Raw genomic sequence first — 11,957 nt, 5'->3', positions numbered from 1 at the left:
TTCACTCAATATTCACGCATCTGCGCTATGTTCTACCAGCTACAACCTAGTAGGCGAAAGCAGTCTGGCACTTGTGCTGATCAGCAGTTTGACCGGTCGCGTTACCCGCAATCGCAGCCTCCTTCTTCTCTATCGCCTCACCGGACGGGAAGTCAGCGCCAATCGTCACCGACACGCCCAGAACCTCTTCGGTTGCCACCACACGGGTCACGTTCAGCTTCGCGGCGATTTCCTTCGCCTCCGCCTCGTAACCGGTCGAGTAGAAGACCGTGGTGAAGTTCGTCGGGCTAGCAGAGGTACCCGGAGTAACATTCGTGTAGCCCAGGCCCTTAACCACCGAAGCGATTGTAGCCGAGCGGCCCTCCAGACCGGTCGCGTTGTATACGCTCACCGGAACCGTATGATCGAGCTGAACCGGAGCGGCAGAAATAGCTGGAGCCTCCGGAGCCTGCTCTTCCTTCAGTGACTTATCATCACGCAGACGCTGGAACACATTCGCAGCATCCGCAGAAACCTGCAGGCGGTTCGCATCCTGGCTCCACGGCTCAGTCGGCACAGTCGCAAACACAACGTTTGACAGGTCCACGCCACCAAGAGACGCACCAACACCCACCAGAGTGCTGATATTGCTCAGGTTATTATCCACCGTCACATTCTGAGTAATCGCCTCAGCAATGTTAATCAGACGACCCGGATTCGACAGAGTACCCTCTCGCTTCACCTTACGCAGCAGTGAAGACAAGAAGCCCTGCTGAGCCTGAATACGACCAATATCGGAACCATCCGAGAAGCCGTGGCGGCTACGCAAGAACGCAAGAGCCTGCTCACCCTCAACCGAAGAAGTACCGGCAGGAAGCTTCAGGCCACTGTACTCATCATCAATCGGAGCGTCCACGCACACCTGAACGCCGCCAACAACCTTCGACAGCTCCTTCACAGCGTTAAAGTCGACCAACATAAAGTGGTCAATATTCACACCGGTCAGCTTGCTAATGGTCGCCACAGTACAACCGGGACCACCGCGAGACAGAGACTCGTTAATCTGAACGCTCTTCTCAGCCGGATACACAGTGCCGCTCTCAGGATCAGTACACTGCGGCACGTCAACCATCAGGTCACGCGGGAACGACAGCACGCTCACGTTCTTACGGTCCTTGCTGATTTGTAGCAGCATCATCACGTCCGCACGAGCCTCAGAATTGCGGTCATCCTCATCACCGTACGCACCGTTATTACCCTTACGGGTATCGGAGCCAATCACGAGAATGTCCAAGGCACCGTTCTCCAGGCCGTTCTTGTAATTGCTGATGTTCAGCTCTTGAGTATGCAGATTATTACGCATACGTAGAGCCACCACGCCACCAAAGCCAACAACAATGACGAGCATGCAAGTAGTAAGCAGAGCAATCCACTTATTGCGGTTTGATGTCAGCACCGTCGTGCGCATATGACGACCGGTGCTTCGTAAACGAGGTGCCTGGGGCATACCTTTTCTCTTTCTGCCGGTGAGCAAGTGCTTTCTCAGAGTAACACTCTTCCCTATGAGCGCCGAATAAAAACGAAAAGTTTCACCCGGAGGTATGCACATATTTATGCAAGCCACCGGGTGAAAACTAAGGATGCGCGACCGCCCCCGAAGGCCACCTCTCGGGGCGACCGCGCAGAGCAAATTCTCTGGGCGATGCGCTCAGGAAAGCTACTAGAATCCCAGTCGGTTCAACGCACGCGCGTCAGACTGCCATTCCTTCGCAACCTTCACATGAATATTCAAATAAATGCGGGTACCGAGCATTGCCTCAATCTGCTCACGAGCCTTCGTACCAATCTTGCGTAGATTCGAGCCGCCCTTACCGATAATGATGTACTTCTGCGACTCACGCTCCACAAACAGGTTTACGTGCACATCCAGCAGCGGGTTATCCTCCGGGCGGCCCTCACGGAACTCCATCTCCTCAACCGTTACAGCAATTGAGTGGGGCAGCTCCTCACGCGCACCCTCCAGGGCGGCCTCACGTACCAGCTCCGCGATGAGGGTTGCCTCCGGCTCATCGGTCAGCTCACCCTCCGGGTACAGCGGCGGCGACAGCGGAGTGTACTGCGCCAGCAGGTCAGCAACCGCATCCACCTGGAAATGCTTTACAGCAGACACCGGGATAATCGCAGCCCAGCCACCCTTACCGTCAACCGGCATCGGCTCAGCAACCTCACCGGCACGGCGCTTAGCCGCAGGACCCGAACCCTTCGCGAAAGGCACAGCATCATTCTTGCCGCCCTTACCCTTGGGGCCCTTAGCCTTCTGCTTCGCACGATGCGCGGCACGCTTAGCACGAGCCGCACGCTCAGCGCTCATGACTTCCTCGCCGAGCGCCTCAACAGCCAGCAACTGCTCACGCAGCTCCTCAGAGCTCACAGTGTCAGCCTTTGTCACAATGGCAACCACCGGCTTATTGCTCGACGCCACCAGCTGCGAGGCAATATAACGGTCACCCGGACCAATCTTCTCATTCGCCGGAATGCAGAAGCCCAGTACATCCACCTGTGAAAGGGTGCTTGCTACCAGGTCGTTCAGACGCTCACCCAGCAGAGTGCGGGGGCGGTGAATACCCGGGGTGTCCACCAGAATCAGCTGGTACTCGTCCTTGTGTACAATACCGCGGATCGTGTGGCGGGTCGTCTGCGGACGGTTCGAGGTGATAGCCACCTTCTGACCAACCATAGCGTTCGTTAGAGTAGATTTACCCGCATTTGGGCGACCCACCAGCGACGCAAAACCCGAACGGAAATTCTCCGGGTAGGTTGGCAGCGGGGTGCTTAAGTCCAGCATGCTCAAATCGAGCGGGGTGTACTCCTGGTCCATTGTGTTTCTCCTTATCAAACCTCGTGCGGGGTGTATGGGGTGCCAGCCTCATCTGCCTGTGCCTTCAGGGGTGGGGCAGCCGACTCAAAGTGCGTTAGAAAATGCGGCGTCTATATTCGATATCTAGCGCTTACCGTGCTTGTCGGTGGCAGGTTCAGCCTCTGCAGTATCTCCCGGAAGATCCGGATGCGCGTGAGGCTCAGCCACAGCGGGCGGATCGGTATCCACGGTGAGGATGTCAGCAACCTCAGACTTCAGGGAATAAGACTCCGGTGAATTAGAGATCAGGGAATCTTCAGCGTTCTGACGCTCATCACGAGGCGGCTCATACCACGCCTGCAGCATATCCACCTGGTGGCGGCGACCCGACGAACCAATCGCACGAATATGAATGCCATCAATCTCAACTTCAGAACCGATAATCGGCACCATGCCCAGATGCTTAGCGAGCAGACCGCCCACCGTATCAACATCTTCATCGTCGAGCTCACGACCAAAAATCTCACCCAGCTCATCAATACCCAGACGAGCAGAGAGACGGAACGTGCCGTCATCATTCAGCGTGTAATCGGGGCTCTCATGGTCATACTCATCAGAAATGTCACCGACCAGCTCCTCAATCAGATCCTCAAGGGTAATCAGACCGGCGGTGCCGCCGTACTCGTCAACAATGATCGCCACGTGCGTGGACTCGCGCTGCATCTCACGCAGCAGGTCCATGGCACGCTTCGACTCGGGCTCAAAACGAGCCGGGCGCATCAGCTCAACCACGGTCGGCAAAGCGGTACCCTCCGGAGACTCCGAATACAGGATGAAGGCGCGCATCGCGTCCTTCAGGTAGAGTACGCCCAGAATCTCATCGCTCGAATCACCAATCACCGGCATACGCGAATAACCCGAACGCAGGAACAGGCTCAGCGTCTCACGCAGAGGGGTGTCACGGCTGGCGGTGAGCATATCGGTACGCGGAACCATGAGCGAACGGATGCGGGTATCGTCCATTTCAAAGACGGACTGCACCATCTGTGCTTCGTTATCCTCAATGGTTTCAGCCTCGGAGGCACGGTCCAGAAACTCGCGTAGCTCCTCCTCATCGAACACGCCCACCGGGGCTTCCGCCGAACGTTCCGGTGCCAGGCGCGCACTGAGCTTATCGAGCAGACCGGTCGCCGGGCTCAGCAGAACCGACAGGTAGTGCACCGGGCGCGCCAGCATACGAATTGACGCGACCGGGCGGTTACGACCTAGAGCACGTGCCAGCACGTGCAGAATCGGGTAGCCCACCAGCGCAACGATCACGAGGGTTAGCACGGCGGCGAGTGCGTGCACCTCGACCAAGTATAGTAGGCAGGTCATGGTGGCAAGCACCGCGGCGGCAGCGGCAATGAGGCGGGTCAGGCGTAGCGGGTGTGTGTACGCCTCGGAGCCACCGTCGAGGGTGCGCTGTAGGACGCGGGCACCGAGGGTATCCGGGTGTGCCTCTACTGCTTCTGCAACTTCGTTATGCGGCAGGTAGGTGAACGCGGTTTCGGCAATTGCGGCGACCACGGTCAGACAGAGCGCGAGAACGGCAAGGAGGGCTGTGAGTAGAATATCCACGCCGCTCCCCTAGTGTCGGGTTTCGACCGGGGCGGGGCGCCCCAGGAACTCTTCGAGGATGGAGCGCTGAATGCCGAACATTTCAGCTTCCTCTTCGGCGGTGCCGTGGTCGTAGCCGAGGCAGTGCAGAATGCCGTGGGTGGTGAGTAGGCATAGCTCGTCGAGGGTGCTGTGGCCAGCATCTGTGCCCTGACGTGCGGCGACGGGTGGGCAGAGGATGATGTCGCCGAGCATGCCGCTGGAGGGATTCTCGGGGGTTCCCGGTTCCATCTCATCCATGGGGAAGCTCATCACGTCGGTTGCACCGGGCAGGTCCATCCATTCGATGTGCACGCGTTCCATTTCGTCTTCGTTCACGATGGCGATGGACAGGTAGGTGTCATCGGCAAGGTGCATACGCTTGAAGGCGTGCTCGACGAGGCGGGTGAGCACCTCAGTATCTACCGCTTCGAAAGATTCACGGATGAAGGCGTTGGTTGCCGGGTCGGCACCGGTTGCGGGGTCTTCACAGTCGAATTCGATCTCTGCCACCGTTTAGCGTCCTTCCGGGTGGGCGTTGTCAGTGTTATTCTCTGCGTTCTTTTCGGAGCCGCCGTTGATGCCGGCGCGGTCCAGCAGCTTCTCGGCCGCGGCCTCGATGGTGGCGCGCTTGACCTTACGGTTGCGCTTGCGTTCCATGGCCTTCTGATCTTCGCCCCACTGATCGTAGGCGGACACAATGTTCGACACCAGGGTGTGGCGGACCACGTCAGAGGATTCCAGGATGCTGAAGTGAATATCCTCCACGCCGTCAAGGATGTTTCGTACCTGCTTCAGGCCGGAGGCGGCGCCACCGGGCAGGTCAATCTGGGTGATGTCACCGGTAATGACCATCTTCGAGCCGAAGCCCAGGCGGGTCAGGAACATCTTCATCTGCTCGGCGGTGGTGTTCTGCGCCTCATCGAGGATGATGAATGCGTCGTTGAGGGTTCGACCGCGCATGTACGCCAGCGGCGCGACCTCAATGGTGCCCGCTTCCATGAGCTTGGGGATGGTTTCGGGTTCGAGCATGTCGTGCAGTGCGTCGTAGAGCGGGCGCAGGTACGGGTCAATCTTTTCGTTGAGGGTACCGGGCAGGAATCCCAGACGCTCGCCAGCCTCCACGGCGGGGCGGGTGAGAATAATGCGGTTCACTTCGTGGGTCTGTAGCGCCTGCACAGCCTTCGCCATGGCGAGGTAGGTCTTACCGGTACCCGCCGGGCCGATACCGAAGATGACTGTGTTCGCATCGATAGCGTCCACGTACTTCTTCTGGTTAATGGTCTTGGGACGAATCGTGGTGCCGCGGGTAGAGAGGATGCTGGTAGATAGTGAATGTGCCGGGTTGCTCAGTTCGTCACCGAGCATACCCATGAGGCGGTGAATGACCTGCACGGTAATCTGCGTGTCGTGGCTGGAGAGCACGCGCAGTTCGTTCAGCAGCTTAGCGGCGGTGTTCACGGACTCGGAGGGGCCGGTGATGAGTACGTCCAGGTCCTTGGGGTGCAGGCTAATCTGCTCGAAGTAGTCCTCAATAATTGCCAGGTGCGCGTCCTGCGGGCCGAGAACTGCAATCATTTCTGCAGCGCTTTTGAAAGATACGGTGCGCGCGGTCGATAGAGGTCGGGAGGTAGTCATATGGGCTCCTTGGCTAGTGATGTATTTACAAGTATAGATGTGCGTGATGTGCCACGCCCTGGTGGATTCCTACCGGCTGGGTTTTAGCAGAGGGGTGCTACCGGCTACTTTACCGGAGTCGCCATCGACGGCGCTCTACCAGCGACCCAGCACCACGTTCAGGGTGCACATAGCAGCAGAACCGGCGGTGGAGGAACGCAGCACCTCATCACCGAGCAGTGCCAGCTGCGCGCCGGCGTCGGTGAAGAGCTGCACTTCGCGGTCGCTAATACCGCCTTCAGGTCCGACGAGCAGGTAGATTTCTTCGGGTAACTTCTCTGCCTCGACAAGCTTGCGTGCCAGGGCGCTGAGGCGTTCGGTCGCCTGCTCATGCAGGATGAACACGGCGGCGGACTGCTCAGAGCCGGCTACTTCTTCAATGAGCTTCACCAGGTCGGTAGTGCTGTACAGCTCGTACACTACGGGAATGAGCGCGCGGCGCGACTGCTTCGCGGCGGCGGTGACGGTATTCTGCCACTTGGTGTGTGCCTTGGAGGTGCGCTCCCCCTTCCAACGTACGATGGAGCGGTCCGCACTCCACGGAAGCACACCGTACACGCTCAGTTCGGTCGCAGTTTCGATGGCGAGTAGGTCGCGGCCGTCCTTCGCGAGCGCCTGCACCAGGTAGATGGAGGGCACGCTGTGTTCCTCGCAAAGCTCCTGCACCTGCACGCTCACGCCGTCCGCGTTAATGGAGGCGACCGTACCGAGTGCGCGGCGGCCGGTGCCGTCACCCAGGTCAATGCGTTCGCCGAGCTCAAGGCGCTTGACGAGGGCGTGCTTGCCTTCGGAGCCACCAAGCGCGTAGGTGGCGCCGGGGGTGAGTGCGTCGTATTCTTCCGTGCTGATGTAGAAGATGGGGGCGCTCATGGTTCTCCTTGAGGTGCGGCTTGCCGGTGCCGGTAGCGTGAAATATTGGGCTGTGTAGCAATGCGGATGCGGCGGGTGCAGGCTCAACTGCACCCGCCGCATCCTCAACTACATGGTGTAGGAATCCTACTTGAACTGGTCCTTCAGTCGGGAGAAGAGACCACCGCGGTGCTTGACCTGCGAACCTTCGGTGAGGGATTCACCGCGCAGGGCGGCGAACTGGCGCAGCAGTTCACGCTGTTCTTCGGTTATGTCGGTGGGAGTGACCACCTGGATACGTACCAGCAGGTCACCGCGACGCTCGGTGCCGAGCACGGTCGCGCCCAGGCCGTTGAGGGTAATCACGTCACCGCTCTGAGTGCCTGCGGGGATAGCAACTTCCTGGTCGCCATCAAAGGTCTTCAGCGGGATGGTAGTGCCCAGTGCCGCCGCAACCATGGGGATGTTCACGGTGGTGACCAGGTTGTCGCCCTCGCGGCTAAAGTACTTGTCACGCTTGACGTTCAGGTCAACGTACAGGTCGCCGTTGGGGCCACCGTACAGGCCTGCTTCGCCCTTGCCTCGCAGGCGGATACGCGCCTGATCGTGCACGCCGGCGGGAACGTTGAAGGTCAGCGGTACGTCTTCACGCACGCGTCCCTGACCGTGACATTCGGCGCAGGGAGTCTTGATGACGGTGCCGTAGCCGTGGCAGTCAGGGCATTCGACCTGCTGCATGACGGTACCGAGGATGGACTGCACGCGGCGCTGCATGAAACCGTGACCGGAGCAGGTGGTGCAGGTTTCGGGCTGGGTACCTTCAGCGGTTCCTTCACCGTTACAGGATTTACAGGTCACGGCGGAGCGACGCTCAATGGTCTTCTCAACACCGAACACGGCGTCCTGCAGACTGATGGAGACGGTAATCAGGTCGTCCTGGCCCTGACGCATACGGGATGCAGGGCCGCGGGTACCTGCCGCGCCACCGGTGAACATGTTCAGCAGGTCCTCGAAACCGCCGAAGCCGCTGAATCCGCCGCCCGGGTAGCCGCCTCCGGGGTAGCCTGCGCGGCCCTGTTCATCGCCGGTGGTGTCATAGTTGCGGCGCTTTTCGGGGTCGGAGAGCACCTCGTAGGCGAGGGTGACGCGCTTGAACTCTTCGGCGGCGTCCTCGGAGGGATTCACGTCGGGGTGCAGCTGGCGTGCCTTCTTTCGGTACGCCTTCTTAATCTCTTCAGCGCTGGCGTCGTTCGATACGCCAAGAGTATCGTAGTGGCTCATGCGTTTCCTTCCTCGCGAGACGATGGCGGTGCTCGATGAGTGCACCGCCAACAATGGTCGTATCAATTCTAGGGGATACTACCCTCGACCCGATACAATGGCTAGGCTGAATGGGGGTCGCTCCCGCTATCCGCTTAATCTGCGGTGCACCCAGAACCCCGTTTGAGTTCCCCTGCAGGTTCCGTCTCATAGTTCTATCACGTTGTTCCGGCGCTGTCACCGCCCTACTGGCTCTGCAGCCCCTGTTACCCCTACCGCCCCAAAGGAGAATACGTTGAGTACCCACCACTCCCCCTACGGCTGGGGTGCCCAGGATCTAAATACTGCCCGCATGAGCCGCCAGGCGCCGGCCCCGCGTAAAGTACCGCTGCAGCGCGGCCTACTCATTGAGGATATTAACGGCTGGGTGGGTGAGGTCGTGAAGGCTGAACGCATCGGCGGTGCTCTCTTCTTCGGACTCGAGGACGCGAAGGGCCGTGTGAAGAACTTCCCGCTGGGTCCTGGCTACCTGATCGATGGTGAGCCCGTTGAGATTGTCGCCCCGGTAGCTGCGAAGGAGCCGAAGCGCACGATTTCTCGCTCCGGTTCTATTGCGGTGAAGAATGCCCCGGCTCGGGTGGCGCGTGCCTCCCGCATCTGGGTTGAGGGTCTGCACGACGCCGAGCTTGTGGAGAAGGTCTGGGGCCACGATCTGCGCGTTGAGGGCGTTGTCGTGGAGCCGCTACACGGCGTGGATGATCTTGCCGGTGCTATACGCGAGTTTGGGCCGGGCCCAGGCCGCCGCCTGGGTATTCTGGTCGACCACCTGATTGAGGGCACGAAGGAGCAGCGTATTGTCGCGGAGGCATTGGCTGTGCCGGGTGCCGCCAGGCACGTGAAAATCGTGGGCCACCCGTTCATCGATATTTGGCAGGCAGTCAAGCCCTCAGCGCTGGGTTTGAAGACGTGGCCGCAGGTGCCGCGCGGTGAGGACTTCAAGAAGGGCACGCTGCGTCGTCTGGGTCAGCCGCACGAAACGCAGGCGGATGTGGCGCAAGCGTGGAAGTACATCCTCTCCCGCGTTGACTCCTACGCTGACCTGGATTCGACGCTGCTTGGCCCGGTCGAATCGCTCATCGATTTTCTGACCGAACCGGGTGCCTAACCGCACCGAAAACCCGTTATTGCGCCCTCGTCTGCGGGCGCAGATGTGAATTTGCTCAGAACCTTTCCCTCGAGGGCATTATCCTGTGGGTTTTGCCCGCTAAAGCGGTACAATGGTTGAGCGTGTGGCATTGCCCCTGCGGGGTTTGCCGCAACGTCACTACACTCTGGGTCACCATCGCTCAAACGACTTACCTCTTCGGAGGGTATTTCCACCAGCTTAGGTGATCACCACAAGAAACTTCTATCGAACCAGGATTTTCGTGACTAACGATGTTCGCCCGGCAACCGGGCCTCAGAAAACCCGTAAGATTAGCGTGATTCAGGATCGCAACCGTGCGACTCTCGCGCATTTCGGCGGTATTCTCGGCATCATCCCTTCCGCTGCGGTTTTCTACGTCAGCCGCAATAACGCACCCTTCGCTGAGCAGGAAGCTCGCGAGGCGATGAACTTCACCTTCGTACCCTCCATTGCTCTGATGGTGCTGTGGGTGCTGTCCTTCCTACCCGGCATAGGCAACATTGCCATGGTTTTGGGCACCCTGGTGTGGCTGTTCATGGCGGTTGCTTCTGTCCGCGCCGGTATTGAGGTGAACCGCGGTGAGCCGTACAGCTATCGTGTGAACCCCCGCTTGCTGGACCGCTTCTACCCCACCGAGAACGCAGAATCTACTGAGTCCTAAACCGCGCTAATAGCTTTTACGACGAACGCCCCGCACGTTGTGTGCGGGGCGTTTCGTGTTTAAGTACAACTGTTCTAAAGGCTACTGGCGGAGGCGCTACCCGGTGGGATCTACCTATTGCTTCAGTGTTCGTTGATTCTCTACCTGCAGGTTATACGGCTGTCGGGTGTTCTGTATCCGCTGGTTCTGCGCGTGGAGGGCTTGCAAGGTTCTTCTGCGGGGGTTTTCCTTCTGAACTCCTCTGATGCTCCTCCAAAAGCACCGAAAAAATTTTAAAAGTCTTTCAACCCCCGCAGAAACACCCCGAAACTGCCGAAATATTACGGCGGCCCGGAGTGCTCAACCTGAGAAACCCACCCTAGGAAGGGCAACTGGAGCGGGGCAAGATGCCGGCATGTCAGCGCATCACGAACCCACCCGAAACTCAGGGAGGCGTTGAGGCCCTCTAGGATCCCTCGTGCTCCTCACTAACTTCCGGAAGCAGCTCACGGGTAACCGCATCCCCCAGCAGGCGGCCCTTGAGGGTCAGGCGCACGTGGGCTTCAGGGTCAGGTTCAGCCTGAGAAGTTAAAGCGTCAGGCTCAATCAGAGCTTGAGAGACCAGCCAGCGCAGGGAGGCGCCCAGCTGCGCCTCATCGTGCACGGCAATCAGCTCGCGCATCGCCAAGCCCTCACGCACACGAATCATGAGCATAATCGTTTCAAAAGCACGAGTAGCGGTGTCCAGCACCTCACGTGCCGCCGCCGGGGACTCCCCCGCACGCACCTTCTGCGCGTACGGTACCGGGTGCTTCACGTTCCACCAGCGGGTACCGTTCACGTGCGAGTGGGCGCCCGGGCCGATACCCCACCAGTCCTGGTTACGCCAGTAGGCGAGGTTGTGGTCGCTGCGGGTGTCCTCGCTGCGTGAGTAGTTGGAGACCTCGTACCAGTTGTAGCCGGCTTCTGTGAGTAGCTCCTCGGCGAGCAGGTACATGTCCGCCATAAGGTCCTCATCGGGCATGGTGTATTCACCGCGGCGAATCTGCGCGGCAAGCTTCGTGCCGTCCTCCACGATCAGTGAGTAGGCGGAGATATGGTCCGGTTCGTAAGAGATGGCGGCACGAACGCTGCGCTCCCACTGCTGCAGGCTCTCCCCCGGCGAACCATAAATCAGATCCAGGGACACCTGCAGGCCTACCTCCTTAGCCCAGGCAACGACCTTCGGCACGTTCGACGGCGTGTGGGTGCGGTCGAGCACCTGTAGCACCTCGGGTACGACGGACTGCATGCCGAAGGAGACGCGGGTGAAGCCGCCGTCCTTGAGGGTCTGCAGGTCTTCGCGGGTGACGGAGTCGGGGTTCGCTTCGGTGGTGACTTCTGCGCCTTCAACCAGACCGAATACGTCGATGGCTGCCTGCAGGATGCGCACGAGGTCGCGGGCGGGCAGTTTGGTGGGGGTGCCGCCTCCGAAGAAGACGGTGTGCATGGGGCGTTTTGCGACGCCGGAGGTTTCGAGGGTGCGGGCGGCGAAGAGAATTTCTGCGATGGCGTCGTCAGCGTAGGTGCCCAAGCCGATGCCGTCGCCGAAGTCTTCGGTGGCATAGGTGTTGAAGTCGCAGTAGCCGCAGCGTACGGAGCAGAAGGGGATGTGTACGTAGAGGCTGAAGTCGCGGGTTTCGCATCCTGCCGCGCTGGTGGCGGGGATGCGCCCGTCGCTGGGTGCGGGGGCGCCGGTGGGCTGGGCGGGCATTCTGCCTCCTGGGACTAGATGTGGCGGTTGGGGGAATCAAATATGGGCACCGCGCATGTGGCTACGCGGGTGGCATCAACAGACGGTATATCAACGACAGCGTGCAGAGAACCCGGCG

At 59.7% G+C, this 11,957-nt stretch carries 10 protein-coding genes; 2 read left to right on the top strand and 8 right to left on the bottom strand.

Annotated elements, in window-relative coordinates:
• Positions 1-46: 46 nt before the first annotated feature.
• The 7 genes from QFX07_RS04580 to dnaJ all read right to left on the bottom strand — a co-directional run bounded on the left by QFX07_RS04580 (position 47) and on the right by dnaJ (position 8,281).
• Positions 47-1,486, bottom strand: coding sequence for an LCP family protein (locus QFX07_RS04580; RefSeq protein ID WP_279754933.1), 1,440 nt, complete (start codon positions 1,484-1,486; stop codon positions 47-49).
• Between the two features lie 213 nt (positions 1,487-1,699).
• Positions 1,700-2,857 carry a GTPase Era gene (locus QFX07_RS04575; RefSeq protein WP_279739941.1) on the bottom strand — a complete coding sequence of 386 codons (1,158 nt, stop codon included), beginning with the start codon at positions 2,855-2,857 and terminating at the stop codon, positions 1,700-1,702.
• A gap of 123 nt (positions 2,858-2,980) precedes the next feature.
• Complete coding sequence (locus QFX07_RS04570; RefSeq protein WP_279739943.1) at positions 2,981-4,456, bottom strand: hemolysin family protein; 1,476 nt, start codon at positions 4,454-4,456, stop codon at positions 2,981-2,983.
• A gap of 9 nt (positions 4,457-4,465) precedes the next feature.
• Complete coding sequence (gene ybeY, locus QFX07_RS04565; protein WP_371567837.1) at positions 4,466-4,921, bottom strand: rRNA maturation RNase YbeY; 456 nt, start codon at positions 4,919-4,921, stop codon at positions 4,466-4,468.
• A gap of 69 nt (positions 4,922-4,990) precedes the next feature.
• Positions 4,991-6,112 carry a PhoH family protein gene (locus tag QFX07_RS04560; protein WP_279754935.1) on the bottom strand — a complete coding sequence of 374 codons (1,122 nt, stop codon included), beginning with the start codon at positions 6,110-6,112 and terminating at the stop codon, positions 4,991-4,993.
• Positions 6,113-6,247: 135 nt separating this feature from the next.
• A complete protein-coding gene (locus QFX07_RS04555) occupies positions 6,248-7,021 on the bottom strand; it encodes a 16S rRNA (uracil(1498)-N(3))-methyltransferase (protein WP_279754936.1) in 774 nt (257 codons plus the stop codon).
• 126 nt (positions 7,022-7,147) lie between these two features.
• Positions 7,148-8,281, bottom strand: a complete 1,134-nt coding sequence (dnaJ, locus tag QFX07_RS04550) for a molecular chaperone DnaJ (protein WP_279754937.1) — start codon at positions 8,279-8,281, stop codon at positions 7,148-7,150.
• 274 nt (positions 8,282-8,555) lie between these two features.
• Here dnaJ and QFX07_RS04545 point away from each other — a divergent pair, with 274 nt between their 5' ends.
• Positions 8,556-9,425: a DUF3097 domain-containing protein gene (locus QFX07_RS04545; protein ID WP_279754938.1), complete on the top strand. Its 870-nt coding sequence runs from the start codon at positions 8,556-8,558 to the stop codon at positions 9,423-9,425.
• Positions 9,426-9,687: 262 nt separating this feature from the next.
• Positions 9,688-10,107 (top strand): DUF4870 domain-containing protein, encoded by a 420-nt coding sequence (locus tag QFX07_RS04540; protein ID WP_279754939.1) that lies wholly within the window; start codon positions 9,688-9,690, stop codon positions 10,105-10,107.
• 445 nt (positions 10,108-10,552) lie between these two features.
• Here QFX07_RS04540 and hemW read toward each other — a convergent pair whose 3' ends face one another.
• Entirely contained in the window at positions 10,553-11,839 is a 1,287-nt protein-coding gene (hemW, locus tag QFX07_RS04535) for a radical SAM family heme chaperone HemW (RefSeq protein ID WP_279754940.1), read from the bottom strand.
• Positions 11,840-11,957 lie beyond the last annotated feature (118 nt).

This window comes from Rothia similimucilaginosa (genome assembly GCF_029850985.2).
Classification (GTDB): domain Bacteria; phylum Actinomycetota; class Actinomycetes; order Actinomycetales; family Micrococcaceae; genus Rothia.
This window is presented reverse-complemented; position numbering and strand designations above follow the sequence as displayed.

Coding starts and splice junctions, on each gene's coding strand:
- QFX07_RS04580 (WP_279754933.1), bottom strand. CDS start 1,486: ATGCCCCAGGCACCTCGTTTACGAAGCACCGGTCGTCATATGCGCACG.
- QFX07_RS04575 (WP_279739941.1), bottom strand. CDS start 2,857: ATGGACCAGGAGTACACCCCGCTCGATTTGAGCATGCTGGACTTAAGC.
- QFX07_RS04560 (WP_279754935.1), bottom strand. CDS start 6,112: ATGACTACCTCCCGACCTCTATCGACCGCGCGCACCGTATCTTTCAAA.
- QFX07_RS04555 (WP_279754936.1), bottom strand. CDS start 7,021: ATGAGCGCCCCCATCTTCTACATCAGCACGGAAGAATACGACGCACTC.
- dnaJ (WP_279754937.1), bottom strand. CDS start 8,281: ATGAGCCACTACGATACTCTTGGCGTATCGAACGACGCCAGCGCTGAA.
- hemW (WP_279754940.1), bottom strand. CDS start 11,839: ATGCCCGCCCAGCCCACCGGCGCCCCCGCACCCAGCGACGGGCGCATC.